Here is a 17,436-nt window from a genome sequence, read left to right as displayed (position 1 = left end):
ATGCGCGCCTGCGGATGTTGCTCCATCGCGAGCTGCGAGTTCGCTTCCGGCCCGGCGCAGCGCGCCGGGCGTTCGCGATGCCTACGCGGCGATGCCGCGTAAGCAGGCATCGCTCACCCAATCTGCCCCGTCAGGTCGTACATGGGAACGAGGATGCCGAGGATCACCGTGCCGATGACGAAGGCCAGCACCATCGTCACGATCGGCACCAGCGCGGCGAGCATGCGATCGAGCGCGAGGCCGGTTTCGTGCTCGAAGGTCTCGGCGGTGCGGATCAGCATCGCATCGAGCGCGCCCGATTCCTCGCCCACCTGGATCATCTGCAGCGCGAGGCGCGGGAAGCGCTTGCCGCGGCCGAGCGCGGTGGACAGCGCGACGCCGTTCTTCACTTCGTCCGCCGCCTTGTCGACGTCGTCCGCAAGCATGCGATTACCCAGCACGTTGCGGCCGATGCCGAGCGCGGTGATCAGCGGCACGCCGTTGCGTACCAGCGTGCCGAGCGTGCGCGCGAGACGCGCGACTTCGATGCGCGCGACCAGCAGGCCCGCGAACTTGCGCCGCAACAACCATGCGTCGAAGGCGAGGCGGAACGCGGGGTCGCGGCGCTTGCGCTCGATCCACCAGATCGCAAGCGCCGGCGCGGCGACGATCAGGATCCAGAAATCGCGCACGAACTCGCCGACGCCGAGGATGATCTTGGTGAACAGCGGCAGCTCGGCGCCGAGGCTCTCGTACATCTGCGCGAACTGCGGCACCACGTAGCCGAGCAGGAACAGCAGGCTCAGCGTGACCATCACCAGCAGGATCGCCGGGTAGATCAGCGCATTGATGACGCGACCCTGCAGCGCGCGTGCGCGCTCGAGGTAATCCGCCAGCCGCGCGAGCGTTTCGTGCAGCGTGCCGCCCGCCTCGCCCGCACGCACCATGTTGACGTACAGGCGCGAGAACGTGCCGTGCTGGCGGTCGAGTGCGGTCGAAAGCGCCGCGCCGCCACGCACGGCCTCGCGGATGTCGGCGATCGTGCGACGCGCGGCCTCGTCGTCCGGCAACTCCAACAGGATCGACAGCGCGCGGTCCAGCGGCTGCCCCGCGCCGAGCAGCGTCGCCAGCTGCTGGGTGAACTGCACGAGCCGCGCGCCTCCGAACGGCTTCTGCTTGAACAGGCCTTTCCAGATCGCCGGCCCGCCGCCTTCGCTCGCGGGTCGCGCCTCGACCGGCAGATGCCCCTGCCCCTGCAGCCGTTGCACGACCTCCTCGACGCTCGCGGCCTCCATCTGGCCGTCGAGCATCTCGCCGCGCGGATTCAATGCCTTGTAGCGATAGAGCGCCATGCGCGGCCTACGACTCTTCCGTCACGCGCAGCACTTCCTCGATGGTCGTAAGACCGGCGAGCGCCTTGGCGATGCCGTCCTCGTACATCGTGCGCATGCCGGCGGCACGCGCGATCTCCTCGATCTCGCCCATGCCGGCGTGGCGCATCACCGCGCGGCGCAGCTCGTCGTTCATGACGAGGAACTCCATGATCGTCGTACGCCCGTGGTAACCGGACGGCGCCAGCGGCGAGCCCTTCGGCCGGAACAGGAAGATGTCGCCTTCCGGCTGCAGGCGCCGCAGGCCGAACTTCTCGATCTCTTCGGGCGACGCGCGGTAGCGCTCGGCATGCGTGGGCTCGAGCCGGCGCACCAGGCGCTGCGCGAGGATGCCGTTGATCGTCGACGTGAGCAGGTAGTCCTCGACGCCCATGTCGAGCAGGCGCGTGATGCCGCCCGCGGCATTGTTGGTATGCAGCGTCGACAGCACCAGGTGGCCGGTGAGCGCGGACTGGATCGCGATGCGCGCGGTCTCCAGGTCGCGCATCTCGCCGATCATGATGACGTCCGGGTCCTGGCGCACGATCGAGCGCAGCGCATGCGCGAAATCCAGCCCGATCGCAGGCTTCGCCTGGATCTGGTTGATGCCCTCGATCTGGTACTCGATCGGGTCCTCGACGGTGATGATCTTGACGTCCGGCGTGTTGAGCTTGGAGAGCGCCGTGTACAGCGTCGTCGTCTTGCCCGAGCCGGTGGGACCGGTGACCAGCAGGATGCCGTGCGGCAGGTCCAGCACCTTCTGGAACTGCGGCAGGAACTCGTTGGTGAAGCCGAGCTTCTCGAAACTCAGCACCACCGACTCGCGATCGAGCAGTCGCATCACCACGCTTTCGCCGTGCGCGGTGGGCACCGTGCTCACGCGCAGGTCGAGCTCACGGCCCTGTACGCGCATCTGGATGCGGCCGTCCTGCGGTAGCCGGCGCTCGGCGATGTTGAGCCGCGCCATGATCTTGATGCGGCTGATCACCGCGGCGGTGAGATTGGTCGGCGGGCTCTCGCCCTCGTGCAGCACGCCGTCGACGCGATAGCGCACCTTCAGCGCCGTCTCGAACGGCTCGATGTGGATGTCCGACGCGCGCAACTCGACCGCGCGCTGGATGATCAGATTGACCAGCCGGATGACCGGCGCTTCGGAGGCGAGGTCGCGCAGGTGCTCGACATCGTCCATGTCGCCGCCCTCGCCGTCGGCGGTGTCGACGATCGCGCCCATCGCGCTGCGGCCTTGGCCGTGCCAGCGCTCGATCAGCGCATCGATCTCCGAACGCACGCCCACCAGCGGATTGAGCGGACGCGGCACCGCGAGGCGCAGCGCGTCGAGCTGGTAGGCGTCCTGCGGATCGGCCATCAGCACTTCGATGGCGGCGTCGGTTTCGCGGATCGGACAGAGATGGAACTGCCGCATGAACTTCGGCGACAGCGCGACGTTCTCAGGCGGCAGGTCGGGCAGGTCCTTGGTCGACACCAACGGCAGGTCCAGCACGGTCGCGACGGCCTCGGCATGGTCGCGCTCGGAAACCAGCCCCAGGCGCCCGACGAGCTCGAGCAGCGATCCGCCGGTCTCGGCTTCGAGGCGGCGGGCGCGTGCGAGATCGGCGTCCTTGAGGCGGCCGCGCTCGATCAGCAGCGCGAGGATGCGCGCCTGTACCGGGTCACCGCCGATGGGCTCTTCCATGTTGTTGACGACCGCGTTCATTTCGACCTCCGTGGCGACCGCCGGACTGTAGCAGGCCGCCACCGCGCGGGAGGCGCGCATACGGGCCGTCCATTGCCCGTCGATTCAACGCGATGAACGCGCTCAGCCCACCCACGCCCGCGCGTTGCGGAACATCCGCAGCCATGGCGAATCGGCCGGCCAGTCGGCCGGGGCCCAGCTGAGGTTGGCGGTGCGCAGCGTGCGCTCGGGGTGCGGCATCAGCAGGGTCACGCGGCCGTCGCGGCTGGTGAAGCCGGCGATGGCGTCGCTGGAGCCGTTCGGATTGAGCGGGTACTGCATGGCCGGCTCGCCGCGACCATCGACATAACGCGCCACGACGTCGATAGCCATGCGCGCGGCCGGGTCGTCGAAATGCACGCGGCCCTCGCCGTGCGCCACGGCAACGGGGATGCGCGAGCCTTCCATGCCCGCGAGCAGGATCGACGGCGACTCGGTGATCTGCAGCAGCCCCAGGCGCGCCTCGAACTGCTCGCTGCGGTTGCGCAGCAGGCGCGGGAAGTGCTCTGCACCCGGGATCGCCGGCGCCATCGCAGCCATCATCTGGCAGCCGTTGCAGACGCCCAGCGCGAACGTGTCGTCGCGACGGAAGAACGCCTCGAAGGCCTCGCGCACCGGCAGCCGCTCGAGCGCGCTCGTGGCCCAGCCGCGGCCTGCGCCCAGCACGTCGCCGTAGCTGAAGCCGCCGCAGGCGGCGAGGCCCGCGAACTCGCGCAGGTCGACGCGGCCGGCGATCAGGTCGCTCATGTGCACGTCGACGGCGGTGAAGCCCGACCGGTCGAAGCCCCAGGCCATCTCCACCTGCCCGTTGACGCCCTGCTCGCGCAGGATCGCCACCTTCGGGCGCGCCGTGTTCACGTACGGCGCCGCGATATCGTCGGCCGGATCGAACATGAGTTTCGGGACGATGCCCGGCGCGTTGAAGTCGCGCGCGACGTGGCGCTCCTCGTCCGCGCAGGCGGGGTTGTCGCGCAGGCGCTGCATGGCGTGGCTGACCGACCACCACGCATCGAACAGCTCCTGCCAGCTCCACTCGGCGAGCGTCTCGCCGTCCAGGCGCACGCGCACCTGCGGCGCGGACGTCGGCACCGCGATTCGCTGCGCGCAGTCGATCAGGCCGTGACGCGCGACGAGGTCGGCGAATTCGGCGCGGTCCTCGGTGGCGACCTGCACGATCGCGCCGAGTTCCTCGTTGAACAGGCAGCGGAACGGATCCTCGCCCCAGGCATCGAGCGAGATGTCGAGGCCGGTGCGCGAGCAGAACGCCATCTCGGTCAGCGCCGCGAAGGCGCCGCCGTCGGAGCGGTCGTGGTAGGCGCGCACCAGGCCCGCACTGCGCGCATCGCGCATCAGGTCGAAGAACTCGCACAGGCGCTGCGGATCGTCGACGTCCGGCACGCCGAAGCCGTCGCGCTCGCCCGCGGCGGCGAACGCCGGGAACGACGCGTCACCGCCCGCTTCCGGATGGCACTGCGCGAGCACAGAGCCGCCCAGGCGCTGCTTGCCCCCGCCGAGGCCGATCAGCCACAGCTCGCTGTCCACGCTGCGATCGAGCAGCGGGGTGAGCTGCGTGCGCACGTCCGGCACCGGCGCGAACGCGGTAATCACCAGCGACACCGGCGACACCGACTTCTGCTGCGTGCCGTCGGCCTGCCACTGCGCCTGCATCGACAGCGAGTCCTTGCCGACCGGGATCGCGAGCTGCAGCGATGGGCACAGCTCCATCGCGATCGCCTTGACCGCGTCGAACAGCAGCGCGTCCTCGCCCGGATGCCCGCAGGCGGCCATCCAGTTGGCGGAGAGCTTCACGCGATCCAGCGATTCCACCGGCGCGGCGCACAGGTTGGTGATCGCCTCGCCCACGGCCATGCGCGCGGCCGCGGCGGAATCGAGCAGCGCGAGCGGCGTGCGCTCGCCGATCGCCATGGCCTCGCCCGTGTACGTGTCGAAGCCGCTGAACGTGATCGCGCAGTCGGCGACCGGCAGCTGCCACGGGCCGATCATCTGGTCGCGCGCGGTCAGGCCGCCGACGCTGCGGTCGCCGATCGTGACGAGGAAGCTCTTGGACGCGACGGTCGGATGCGCGAGCACGCGCAGCGCCGCGTCATGCAGATCCAGCCCGTTCCACTTCAGCGCGGGCCACTTCGGCGCAGGCGGATGCGCGGTGTCGCGGTGCATCTTCGGCGGCTTGCCGAACAGCACGTCCATCGGGATGTCGATCGCCCAGCCCGTTTCGCCGGCGACGACGGCCTCGAGCGTGGCGCCATGGCCGACGACGAGTCGCTCCTCGGCGGTCGCATAGCCGACCACCGCGAACGGGCAGCGCTCGCGCTCGCAGATGGCGGCGAATTCCTCGACGCGCTCCGGCGGCAGGCCGAGCACGTAACGCTCCTGCGATTCGTTGCACCACAGCTGCATCGGCGACAGCGACGGATCGTCGGACGGCACGCGGTCGAGGTTGATCACGCCGCCGAGGTCGGAGTCGTGCAGCAGTTCGGGGATCGCGTTCGACAGGCCGCCCGCGCCGACGTCGTGGATGGTCGCGATTGGATTGCCTTCGGCAAGGCCGACGCAGCGGTCGATCACTTCCTGGCAGCGACGCTCCATCTCCGGGTTGTCGCGCTGCACGCTTGCGAAGTCGAGGGCTTCCTGGCTTTCGCCGGATGCGACCGAACTCGCCGCGCCGCCACCGAGGCCAATCAGCATCGCCGGGCCGCCGAGCACGACGATCGCGTCGCCGGGCCGCAGGCCGTGCTTCTGCACCTGGATGCGGTCGATCGCGCCGAGGCCGCCGGCGAGCATGATCGGCTTGTCGTAGGCGCGCGCGATATCGCCTTCGGGCAGCTCGAAGCTGCGGAAATAGCCGAGCAGGTTCGGACGGCCGAATTCGTTGTTGAACGCCGCGGCGCCGATCGGGCCGTCGAGCATGATTTCGAGCGCGGGCGCCATGCGCGGATTCAGCGCGCGCGGCGCTTCCCACGGCTGCGGCAGCGTCGGGATGCGCAGGTGCGAGACCGAGAAGCCGGCGAGGCCCGCCTTCGGCTTGCCGCCGCGGCCGGTCGCGCCCTCGTCGCGGATCTCGCCGCCGGCGCCCGTCGACGCACCCGGGAACGGCGCGATCGCGGTCGGATGGTTGTGCGTCTCGACCTTGATGCAGAACGCCGAGTCGACCTCGGGCTCGCTGCGATAGCTCGAATCCGCCCCGGTCGGGCGGAAACGGCTGGCCACGTAACCCTCGACCACTGCCGCGTTGTCGCTGTACGCGCTCAGCGTGTGCTGCGGCGTCGTCGCGTGCGTGTGGCGGATCATGCCGAACAGCGACTTCGGCGCCTCGACGCCGTCGATGGTCCAGCTGGCGTTGAAGATCTTGTGGCGGCAGTGCTCGGAGTTCGCCTGCGCGAACATCATCAGCTCGACGTCGGCCGGCGTGCGACCCAGCGCGGTGTAGCGCTCGCGCAGATAGGCGATCTCGTCGTCGGCGAGCGCGAGGCCGAGGCGCAGGTTCGCGTTCTCGAGGTCGGCGAGGTCGATGCGCTCGAGGTCGCCGCGCGCGGGCGCCTCGAACAGCGCGATCGCGTCCTCGCGTGCGTCCAGCAGCGACTGCGTCATCGGATCGTGCAGCAGCTTCGCCAGCCGGCCCTGCGTCATCGCATCGGCAGGCCAGTTCGCGAGGTCGATGCGCATGCCGCGCTCGACGCGATGCACCGGCTGGCCGGCGCCGCGCAGCAGCTCGGTGGCCTTGCTCGACCATGGCGAGCGCGTGCCCAGCCGCGGCGTCACGAAGCGCGACACGTCCGCGTCGCCGCGGGCGGCGACCTGTGGCGCGGCTTCGAGGATCTGACAGAGACGGTCGATGTCGGGCTGCGCGGCGGGCTCCGGCAGCACCCAGTAGGTGTGCCAGGCGCCGGCGATGCGGACATCGGGAGCGAGACTGCGGAGGCGGGCTTGGAGCCGCTCCAGGCGGAACGGCGACAGGGCGGAGGCGCCCTCGAGGACGATCATGTCCGACGGACCGTGCGACGGCAGGGCCCGCCATTGTACCCGCCCGCGGAGGGCGGCCGGTCCGTCAGCCCGCGGCGGGCGTCTTGGCCGGCTCCAGCTTGTCCAGAAGCTCGCGCAGGCGTGCCGGCGGTACGTAGCCGCCGAGCTGCGTGCCGTCGTCGGCCAGCACCATCGGCGTACCGGTCAGGCCGGCGCGCTGGCCGATGTCGTACTGCATGTCGACGGGGCTCTTGCAGCTGCGGGCCGGCACCGGGCGATCGCTCTTGGCGTCGGTGAGCGCCTTGCGGCGGTCGGGCGCGCACCAGACCGACACCATCTGCCTGTAGTCCTCGCTGCCGATGCCGGCGCGCGGGAAGGCGACGTACTCCACCGCGATGCCCTGCCGGTTGTACTCGGCGATCTCGCTGTGGAACTTGCGGCAGAAGCCGCAGCTGATGTCGGTGAACACGGTGACGCGGTGCTTCGGGTTCGCCGGCGCGTAGACGATGCGGTCGCTCGCCGGGATCTTCGCGACGAGCGCGCTGCGCAGCTTGCCCAGCGAGGCCTCGGTGAGATTGGTCTTCTGCGTGGCGTCGTAGAGCGCGCCGCCCGAGCCCGGGATGAACAGGTAGCGTCCGTCATCGCTGACGTAGGCCACCTGCCCGCCGACGACCACTTCGCGGAAGCCCGGGATCGGCGCGGCGCCGACGTGTTCCACCACTGCGCGCGGTTCCAGCGCGCGCACCGCGTCGACCGCGCGGGCATCCGGCGTGCCCGCGGCCGGCTTCGCCTCGGCGGTCGAGCCGGCGGTGCGGCTCAGCGTGCTCGCGCGCGGCGCGGCGTCGGACGGCACCTTCGCGCAGGCGGTGAGGCTGGCGACACCGAAGGCGACGAGAAGGACGGAAGTGCGGAGTGCTCGCATCGGATCGCTGCGCAAGGAATGGGAGGGCCGGATTGTGGCATGGGGGCGCGGACGGTCGCGGCGAACCGGGCCAGGCGTTCAGCAAACCCGGAACACGGCGAGCCACTTGTCCCGGAGCCTCGATTCCACGCGGCTCGGGCTGGATATCGAAATTCATGACACCGGGACCGGCGATCCATGAGGGTGGTTCGGGCAGCCCGTACGGTGGTTCCGAACGCAGATTTCCGATCTTTCGTCGTCGTCCACGGCGTGGCTGCACGGCAACGGATGCCCCGGCCCGGCTATCTATCCATGGCCGGGCGTTCGGCAGCCCGCGCGGCAGTGCCGCGCAGGCGGCCTGCCTCACCCTCGCGGATGGTGCATGCGGTGGAGCTGCTTGAGCTTTTCCTTCGCCACCAGCGTGTAGATCTGCGTGGTGGACAGCGAGCTGTGGCCGAGCAGCATCTGCAGCGCGCGCAGGTCGGCGCCGTGGTTCAACAGGTGGGTGGCGAAGCTGTGGCGCAGGCCGTGTGGCGAGATGCGCGTGGGCTCGATGCCGGCGACCGCCGCGAGACGCTTCACGATCGACCAGAACTGCTGGCGCGTGAGCGGCAGGCCCTTGGCGTCGAGAAACAGGTACGGCGAGCTGCGCCCCTTGCCGAGCAGTTCCGGCCGCGCCTGCGCGGCATAGCGCTCCAGCCAGTGCTGCGCTTCCTCGCCCATCGGCACGAGGCGCTCGCGGCTGCCCTTGCCGGTGACGCGCAACGCGCCCTGACGCAGGTTGACCGCCTGGGCGGGCAGCTCGACCAGTTCGCTGACGCGCAAGCCGGTCGCGTACATCAGCTCGATCATCGCCTTGTCGCGCAGGCCCGCCGGCGACTCGACGTCGGGCGCCGCGAGCAGCGCGGCGACCTGGCTTTCGGTCAGCGCCTTGGGCAGCAGGCGCGGCAGGGTCGGTGAGCCGAGCAGCGCGGTCGGGTCGTCGCTGCGCAGGCGCTGCCTCAGGCACCAGCCGAAGAAGCCGCGGAACGCGGAGAGAAGTCGCGCATTGCTGCGCGGCGAATAGCCTTCGCGCGCGCGCCAGGCGAGGTATTCGGAAAGGTCCGAGGCGCTGGCCGCCTGCAGCACGCCATCGCGGCCGCGCCATCGCGCCAGCCCGGCGAGGTCGCGTCGATAGCTGTCGCGCGACGCCGCGGAGAGGCCGGTTTCGGCCCAGATCGCATCGAGGTGGCGGTCGATCAGCTGTGCGTCCGCGGGCCCGAGTTCCGGCATCGCGCGTGCGACCTGTCGCCGCGCCGCCACCCCGCCCGTGCGCCGCGCGCCCGCGTTCGAATCCATGCGCCGCAGCTTAGCGACTATCCTGATCGCATGGCATCGACTCCTCCCGCGCGGCCGTACATCGGCTGGCGCCTGTTCGCGCTGTTCTACGACTTCTGGCCGGTCGCCGCGCTGTGGATGCTGGTGTCCGCCGCGTTCACCGTCGGCTATTACGTCGCGGGGCATGCCGCGCGCGAGAACATCCAGCCCTTCAGCCTGCTGGCATGGTTGCTGTGGCTCACGTGCTGGCTCGTCGCCGGGGCGTATGCGGTGGTGAGCTGGCGCCGCGGCGGGCAGACGCTGGGCATGCGGCCGTGGCGGCTTCGGGTGGTCGGCGGCGACAGCGCGCCGGGCTGGCGGTCGCTGGCGCTGCGTTACCTCGTCGGCACCGCATCACTGTTGCTCGGCGGGCTCGGCTTCTGGTGGGCCTGGATCGATCGCGACCGCCTGACCTGGCATGACCGCGTGAGCGGAACGCGCGTCGAGCGGTTGGCGAAGAAGGGCTGATCCGGCGCGGTCTGATCGGATCGCCGAACGAACAGATGCGTTCTCGGTCGGTGCGGGCGTTCCGTCCGGACGGCACCGCCGCGCGCGGAATGGGCCGGTCGCGATGGCGGATTACAGACGGGCCCACCGCGGCGGGCTGGCGTTTCAAACCGGCACGCGGCACCCCGCCCGGAAATCGCCGCATCACGATCGGCTACGGCGCCCCCCCCGGCGCTGCAGCGCGGCGGGCGTAAGAGCAGGCCACGCGGCAGCGCAAACGCCCGGGAAGCGGGCGATCTGCTGCGCCCGGCCCGCCGCCGCGCGGCGGGCGCTCGGGCGGCCGCGGCGCGGTGCGCCGCGAGCGGCCGCCATCACCCCGAACGCCGCCGGAACAGCATCATCGACAGCGTAAGCATCAATAGCGTCGGTGCGAGGTAGGCCACGCGGTAGTCGAGGTGGAAGGCGCGGGCGGCCCGGACGAACGTCTCCTGCGCCAGCCAGAAGCCCAGCGCGAAGATGATGCCGAGGAACAGGCGCCGGCCGAGGCCGCCGCTGCGCAGCGTGCCGAAGGCGAACGGCACCGCGGCGAGGCAGAGCGCGAGCGCATTGATCGGATAGAACCAGCGGCCCCAGTAGTACTGCTCGAACTCGTTGGCATCGAGCCCGTTGCGGGCGCGGTAGTCCATCGCCTGGCGCAGCTCGCGCGCGTCGAGGTAACGCGGGCGGTCGAGGTCGGCCGTGAGCGCGGCGCTGTCGAGCTTCGAGGCCCACTGCATCGTCGGCACCGTTTCGCGGCGCACCGAGCGCTCGTCGAAATAGGTGCGCGCGACGTCGCGCAGCAGCCAGCTGCCGGGGCGGTGCTCCGCGACCTTCGCGTGCGAGATCGACTTCAGCCGACCGTCTTCCTCGAACTCGTAGAGCCGCACGTCGCGCAGCTCCAGCCACGAGCGCCCGTTCTCGCTGCGCTCCTCGCCGCCCTGCGCGTTGAGGATGACCTCGCCCTCGCGCGCCCACAGCCCCGAGTAGCGCGCGACGACCGTGTCGCGCGTGGTCGCCGTCTTCTTGACCACGTTGGACATGCGGTCGCCCCACGGGCCCAGCGTCTCGCCGTTGACCACCATCAGCAGCGTGAGCAGCGCGATCGAGCCGCCGACGGCGATGGTCAGGCGACGACGCGACAGGCCGATCGCACGCAGCGCGGTGAGCTCGGAGGAGGCGGCGAGCTGGCCGAGACCCATGAGCGCGCCGATCACCGCGGAGGTCGGGAACAACTGGTAGGCGCGGCGCGGCACGGTGTAGGCCACGTGCGCGATCGCCTTGCCGAAGCTGTAGTCGCCCTTGCCCACGTCGCCGATCTCGCCGACCAGCGCGAGGGTGACGTCGAGGCCGAGCAGCACCATCCAGGTCAGCAGCACCGTACCGAGGACGGCGCGGGCGACGTAGAGGTCGTGGATCTTCGGAAACGGCTTCATCGGCGCGCTCCGCGCAGGCGCGGCCGGCGCACCCGGCCGTCGCTGAAGTACAGCCACGCGCCGAGCGCGAGCAGCGGCAGCACCAGCCACCACTGGCCGAGCGCGGCCGGGATCTTCTCCCGCGCGATCCAGTTCACGCTGGCGAGCGAGAGCATGGTGGCGACGAGGTAGATGAGAAAGCCGATCGCGATGCGCCCGAGGCGCCCCTCGCGCGGCGAGCTGCGCGCGAGCGGCACCGCCAGCAACGCGAAGGCGAGCGCGAGGAACGGCGGCGCGATGCGCGAATGCAGCTCGGCCTTGGCTTCGAGGCGGCTGTCGGGAATCAGCCGCGTGGTGGGCAGCATGCGCGGGTCGTTGCTGTCGTAGCGGCCCTGGCTCGCGGGCATCTGCGCCTCGTTGCGGCGATAGCGCATCAGCCGGTAATCGCGGCCGGCGCCCTCGCGCGGGCCTTCGACCTCGAAACCATCGTCGAGCACGAGGATTCGATGGCCCTCGTCGTCGACTTCGAGATGGCCGGCGTTCGCGGTGGTGACGTCGAGGCGATCGTCCTTCTGGCGGTAGATGAAGACGCGCTCGAAGCGCGTGCCATCGGTGGTCATGCGGCTCACGAACACCACGCCGCCGTTGCCGATCGGCGTGAAGCGTCCGGGCTCCAGCCCTGCCACCAGAAGGTTGCGCGTGGCGGCATTGACCATCTCGCGCGACACGCGCTCGGCCCAGGGCGCCAGCCACAACGAGCAGACCGCCACGACCACGATGATCGGCAGCACCGCCGCCAGAAGCGGCCGCAGTAGCCGGCGCGGACCGATGCCGACCGACGCCAGCACCGGCATCTCGGAATCGCGGTAGAGGCGCCCCACGGCCAGCATCAGGCCCAGCATCAGCGCCAGCGGCAGCATGACCGGCAGCCAGTTGAGGAACAGCAGCCCGAGCTGCGGCAGCAGCATGTCGGCGGGGAAGCGGCCCTCGGCAATGTCGCGCAGCACATCGGCGAAAACGGCGCCGAAGGCGACCATCAGCAGCACCAGCGTGGTGGCCAGCATCGCCTGTATGAATTCGGACAGCAGGTATCGGTCGAATTTCAGCATTCGCGGGGGCTGTTCTAGACTCGTCGTTCGTTCAACGGCCCGGCGCGGCGCTTTCCAGCGCGGTCGGGTGCCTGCTCCGGCTCATGCCGGCGCCTGCCCACAGGGTCGGCGATTGTACGTAAAACCCTTTTCACGACCTGCCCGGGACTCCGATGGCCCTCGAATTCGATCCGATCACCGACGCGCCGGCCTCCATCGCCGCCGATTGCGTGATCGTCGGCGTTTTCGCCGACAAGACCCTCACCGAACCCGCGGCCGCGATCGATCGCGCCGCCGGCGGCCGCCTGTCCGCGCTCATCGAGCGCGGCGACGTGTCCGGCAAGACCGGCAAGACCGCGCTGCTGCACGACCTTCCCGACGTCGCTTCGCCGCGCGTGCTGGTGGTCGGCCTGGGCGAGGCGGGCAAGTTCGGCGTGCCGCAGTACATCAAGGCCGTGGGCGACGCCGCACGCGCGCTGAAGGCCGGCCCGGTCGCGCATGCCGCGACCACGCTGCCGCAGGTGCCGGTCAAGGGCCGCGACACCGCCTGGGCCGTGCGCCAGGCCGTGATCGCCACCGACCACGCCGCCTACCGCTACACCGCGACGCTGGGCGAGAAGTCCAAGGCCAAGCTCGAGCCGGGCCTCAAGCGCCTGTCGATCGCCGGCGGCGACGCCCAGTCCGTCGCGCAGGGCCAGGCCGTGGCCGCGGGCGTGCAGTTCGCGCGCGAGCTGGGCAACCTGCCGCCGAACATCTGCAACCCCGCCTACCTCGCCCAGCAGGCGCAGGAATTCGCCGCGCGCTTCGACAGCTGCAGCTGCGAGGTGCTCGACGCTGCGCAGATGGAGCAGCTCGGCATGGGCTCGCTGCTGGCCGTCGCGCGCGGCTCGGCCAATCCGCCCAGGCTCATCGTGCTCAGGTACACCGGCGCGGGCGACGCGAAGCCTTATGTGCTGGTCGGCAAGGGCATCACCTTCGACACCGGCGGCATCAACCTCAAGGTGCAGGGCGGCGTCGAGGAGATGAAGTTCGACATGTGCGGCGCGGCCACCGTGATGGGCACCTTCGTGTCCGCGGTCGGCATGGGCCTGCCGGTGAACCTCGTGGTGGTGGTGCCGGCGGTCGAGAACATGCCCGACGCCAACGCCTATCGCCCGTCGGACGTGCTCACCTCGATGTCCGGCAAGACCATCGAGGTCGGCAACACCGACGCCGAGGGCCGCCTGATCCTCTGCGACGCGCTGACCTACGCGCAGCGCTTCGAGCCCGCCGCGCTGGTCGACGTCGCCACGCTGACCGGCGCCTGCGTCGTCGCGCTCGGCAAGTACGCCACCGGCCTGATGAGCAAGCACGAGGACCTCTCGGCCGAGCTGGTCGCCGCCGGCGAGAACGTGTTCGACCGCGCCTGGCCGCTGCCGCTCTGGGACGAGTACCAGACCCAGCTCGAGTCCAGCTTCGCCGACGTCTACAACATCGGCGGCCGCTGGGCCGGTGCGATCACTGCGGGCTGCTTCCTCGCGCGCTTCACCGAGGGCCAGCGCTGGGCGCACATGGACATCGCCGGCGTCGCCAACGACGAGGGCAAGCGCGGCATGGCGACCGGTCGGCCGGTCGGCCTGCTGTCGCAGTGGCTGATGGATCGCGCCGCGCAGGCCTGATCCGGAACGCCACGCCCCGATGGCCCGCGCCGACTTCTACCTGATCACCACGCCGCGGTTCCGCACGGAGCCGCTGCGCCTGGTCTGCGAGCTGGCCCGCAAGGCCTTCGACGCCGGCCTGCCCACGCTCGTGCTCGCGCGCTCGCAGGAGCAGGCCGAGGCGCTCGACGACCTGCTCTGGGACATGGGCGACGAGGTCTACATCCCGCACCAGATCGCCGGCGCCGAGGAAGACGAGGACGAGGCGGAGGTGCTGATCGCCGCACCCGACGTCGATGCCGCGCTGCGCCCGCTGGTGATCAACCTGCGCGACGCGGCGGTGGAAGGCGCCTTCGACCGCGTGCTGGAAGTCGTGCCGGCCGACGAGTCGGCCCGCGGCCCGCTGCGCGAGCGCTGGAAGCAGTACCAGGCCCGCGGCCTGGAGCTGAAGAAGCACGACATGTGAGGCGCCGGGCCCCGGCCCGGCCCCTGTTCCGCCGCGGCGCCGATGCCGCGAAGGCTGAAGCCCGGGCCGCCGGCCCGCTATGCTGCACGACCGGGCCGCGCCCGGCCGACCCTCGCCCGCCGCGACGCCGATGCGTCGCCGCCGGCCGTTCCCACGCCCCAGATCCGACCGCCATGTCCCTCGCCCCCGGCTACGACCCCACCCAGTTCGAGACGCGCCTGTACCAGCAGTGGGAGGCGAGCGGCGTATTCAAGCCGCGCGGCACGGGCGAGCCCTACTCGATCCTGCTGCCGCCGCCGAACGTCACCGGCACGCTGCACATGGGCCACGCGTTCCAGCACACCCTGCAGGACGCGCTGATCCGCTACCACCGCATGCGCGGCTTCGACGTGCTCTGGCAGATGGGCACCGACCACGCCGGCATCGCGACCGAGATGGTGGTCTCACGCAACCTCGCGCTCGAAGGCAAGGGCGAATCCCGCGACACGCTCGGCCGCGACGGTTTCATCGCGAAAGTGTGGGAGTGGAAGCAGAAGTCGGGCGACACCATCGAGCGCCAGATGCGCCGCCTCGGCACCTCGGGCGACTGGACGCGCAGCGTGTTCACGATGGACCCGATGGCCGCCGACGCCGTGCGCGAAGCCTTCGTGCGCCTGTTCGAGGACGGCCTGATCTACCGCGGCCAGCGCCTCGTCAACTGGGACCCGGTGCTGAAGACCGCGATCTCCGACCTCGAAGTCGTGAACGAGGAGGAGGACGGCTCGCTGTGGTCGATCCGCTACCCGCTCGCCGACGGCGCCACCTACGAGTACGTGGAGCGCGACGCCGACGGCAACGAGGTGCTGCGCGAGACACGTGACTACCTCGTCGTCGCGACGACGCGCCCGGAGACCATGCTGGGCGACACCGCGGCGATGGTGCATCCGGACGACGAACGCTACGCCTCGCTGCACGGCAAGTCCGTCGTGCTGCCGCTGACCGGTCGCCGCATCCCGGTGATCATCGACGACTACGTCGATCGCGAATTCGGCACCGGCGTGGTCAAGGTCACGCCCGCGCACGACTTCAACGACTACGCCGTCGGCCAGCGCCATGCGCTGCCGCTGATCAACATCTTCACCCCCGAAGCGAAGATCCTCGACGGCGTGCTGGCCGACGACGCCGGCGTGCCGCAGGCCTATCGCGGCCTCGATCGTTTCGACGCGCGCAAGGCCGTGCTCGCGGACCTCGACGCGCAGGGCCTGCTCGTCGAGACCAAGCCGCACAAGCTGCAGGTGCCGCGCGGCGATCGCACGGGCCAGGTGATCGAGCCGTATCTCACGGACCAGTGGTTCGTGAAGATGGACACGCTTGGCGCGAAGGGCCTCGCGTTGGCTGAATCCGGGGCCGTGAAGTTCGTCCCTTCGAATTGGATCAACACCTACCGCCACTGGATGGAGAACATCCAGGACTGGTGCATCTCGCGCCAGCTCTGGTGGGGCCATCGCATTCCCGCGTGGTACGACGTCGAAGGCCGCGTCTACGTCGGCCGCGACGAGGCCGAGGTGCGCGCCAAGCACGCCATCGGCGACACGATGCCGCTCACGCAGGACACCGATGTACTGGAGACGTGGTTCTCCTCCGCGTTGTGGCCGTTCAGCACGCAGGGCTGGCCGAACGAACAGCTCATGGCCGAACGCGGCTTCGACCGCTACGTGCCGTCGAGCGTGCTCGTCACCGGCTTCGACATCATTTTCTTCTGGGTCGCCCGGATGATCATGATGACCGACCACTTCACCGGCGAAGTGCCGTTCAAGGACGTCTACATCACCGGCCTCGTGCGCGATGCGCAGGGCCAGAAGATGTCGAAGTCGAAGGGCAACATCCTCGACCCGCTCGATCTCATCGACGGCATCTCGCTCGACGACCTCGTCGCCAAGCGCACGTCGGGCCTGATGCAGCCGAAGATGGCCGAGAAGATCGAGAAGGCCACCCGCAAGGAATTCCCGAACGGCATCCCCGCGTTCGGCGCGGACGCGCTGCGCTTCACGATTTCCGCGCTCGCCACGCACGGCCGCGACATCAAGTTCGACCTCGGCCGCGCGGAGGGCTACAAGAACTTCTGCAACAAGCTGTGGAACGCGACGCGCTTCGTGCTGATGAACACGGAGGGCTTCAGCGCCTCGGGCGTGCCGCAGCCGAAGACCGACGCCGAGCGCTGGATCCTCGCGCAGCTGTCGCGCGTCGCCGCGGAAGCCGAGCAGCATTTCGCCGATTACCGCTTCGACCTGCTCACACAGGCGCTGTACGAATTCGCCTGGAACCAGTTCTGCGACTGGTTCGTCGAACTCGCCAAGCCCGCCCTCAACGGCGACGATGCCGAGGCCGCCAACAGCACGCGCCACACGCTGCTGTTCGTGCTCGAGCGCCTGCTCTCGCTGCTGCACCCGCTGATCCCGTTCGTGACCGAAGAGCTGTGGCAGGCGGTCGCGCCGAAGCTCGGCATCGACGAAACGACGATCATGCTGCGCCCCTACCCGCGCGCCGCCGAGCTGCCGCAGGGCGATGCGAACGCCGAAGCCGCGGTCGAATGGCTGAAGTCGGTGATCTCCACGGTTCGCCGCATCCGCAGCGAACTCAACGTCGCCCCATCGAAGCAGGTGCCGCTGCTGATGGCCGACGGCGATGCGGCCGACCGCGAGCGCGCGTCGCGCTTCGGGTCGCAGCTGCGCTTTTTGTGCAAGCTCGACGCAGTCGACTTCATCGACGACGCGAATGCCGCCCCGGCTTCGGCCGCGGGCGTGGTCGGCGCGCTGAAGCTGCTGGTGCCGCTGGAAGGCCTGGTCGACCTCGGCGCCGAGCGCGCGCGCCTGGACAAGGAGCTCAAGCGCGTCGACGGCGAGATCGCCAAGTCGCAGGGCAAGCTCGCCAGCGACACGTTCGTGGCGAACGCGCCGGCAGCAGTGGTCGAGCAGGAGCGCAAGCGCTTGGCCGACTGGGCCTCGCAGCGCGAAGCGCTCGCCGCGCAGCGCGCCAAGCTGGGCTGATC

Annotated in this window: 11 protein-coding genes; 4 read left to right on the top strand and 7 right to left on the bottom strand. The window is 70.2% G+C overall.

Going from position 1 to position 17,436, the window contains the following annotated elements:
* Nucleotides 1-113 precede the first annotated feature (113 nt).
* From xpsF to xerD, 5 genes are all read right to left on the bottom strand, one after another.
* Complete coding sequence (gene xpsF / locus IE066_RS13710; RefSeq protein WP_189450873.1) at nt 114-1,331, bottom strand: type II secretion system protein XpsF; 1,218 nt, start codon at nt 1,329-1,331, stop codon at nt 114-116.
* Nucleotides 1,332-1,338: 7 nt separating this feature from the next.
* Entirely contained in the window at nt 1,339-3,042 is a 1,704-nt protein-coding gene (gspE, locus tag IE066_RS13705) for a type II secretion system ATPase GspE (RefSeq protein WP_484484273.1), read from the bottom strand.
* Between the two features lie 123 nt (nt 3,043-3,165).
* Nucleotides 3,166-7,083: a phosphoribosylformylglycinamidine synthase gene (purL, locus tag IE066_RS13700; RefSeq protein ID WP_189450869.1), complete on the bottom strand. Its 3,918-nt coding sequence runs from the start codon at nt 7,081-7,083 to the stop codon at nt 3,166-3,168.
* A 64-nt stretch (nt 7,084-7,147) separates the two neighbouring features.
* Nucleotides 7,148-7,984 (bottom strand): DsbC family protein, encoded by an 837-nt coding sequence (locus IE066_RS13695; RefSeq protein ID WP_189450868.1) that lies wholly within the window; start codon nt 7,982-7,984, stop codon nt 7,148-7,150.
* Nucleotides 7,985-8,326: 342 nt separating this feature from the next.
* Entirely contained in the window at nt 8,327-9,301 is a 975-nt protein-coding gene (gene xerD / locus IE066_RS13690; protein ID WP_189450865.1) for a site-specific tyrosine recombinase XerD, read from the bottom strand.
* Between the two features lie 30 nt (nt 9,302-9,331).
* On the opposite strand from xerD, the gene IE066_RS13685 reads away from it, so the two are divergent.
* Nucleotides 9,332-9,787, top strand: a complete 456-nt coding sequence (locus IE066_RS13685) for an RDD family protein (protein WP_189450863.1) — start codon at nt 9,332-9,334, stop codon at nt 9,785-9,787.
* Between the two features lie 350 nt (nt 9,788-10,137).
* On the opposite strand, the gene lptG is transcribed toward IE066_RS13685, so the two are convergent.
* On the bottom strand, nt 10,138-11,238 hold the full coding sequence (gene lptG / locus IE066_RS13680; protein WP_189450861.1) for an LPS export ABC transporter permease LptG: 1,101 nt from the start codon (nt 11,236-11,238) through the stop codon (nt 10,138-10,140).
* A complete protein-coding gene (lptF, locus tag IE066_RS13675; RefSeq protein ID WP_189450859.1) occupies nt 11,235-12,326 on the bottom strand; it encodes an LPS export ABC transporter permease LptF in 1,092 nt (363 codons plus the stop codon). The genes lptG and lptF overlap by 4 nt, the downstream gene beginning before the upstream one ends.
* 152 nt (nt 12,327-12,478) lie before the next feature.
* Between lptF and IE066_RS13670 the strand changes: the two genes are divergently transcribed.
* From IE066_RS13670 to IE066_RS13660, 3 genes are all read left to right on the top strand, one after another.
* Entirely contained in the window at nt 12,479-13,963 is a 1,485-nt protein-coding gene (locus tag IE066_RS13670; protein ID WP_189450857.1) for a leucyl aminopeptidase, read from the top strand.
* A 19-nt stretch (nt 13,964-13,982) separates the two neighbouring features.
* Complete coding sequence (locus tag IE066_RS13665) at nt 13,983-14,408, top strand: DNA polymerase III subunit chi (protein ID WP_189450855.1); 426 nt, start codon at nt 13,983-13,985, stop codon at nt 14,406-14,408.
* A 173-nt stretch (nt 14,409-14,581) separates the two neighbouring features.
* Nucleotides 14,582-17,434: a valine--tRNA ligase gene (locus IE066_RS13660; RefSeq protein WP_189450853.1), complete on the top strand. Its 2,853-nt coding sequence runs from the start codon at nt 14,582-14,584 to the stop codon at nt 17,432-17,434.
* Nucleotides 17,435-17,436 lie beyond the last annotated feature (2 nt).

This window comes from Cognatilysobacter xinjiangensis (assembly GCF_014651995.1).
In the GTDB taxonomy this organism is placed as follows: domain Bacteria; phylum Pseudomonadota; class Gammaproteobacteria; order Xanthomonadales; family Xanthomonadaceae; genus Cognatilysobacter; species Cognatilysobacter xinjiangensis.
The sequence above is the reverse complement of the archived record's forward strand: the minus strand, read 5'-3'. Positions and strand labels throughout refer to the sequence as shown.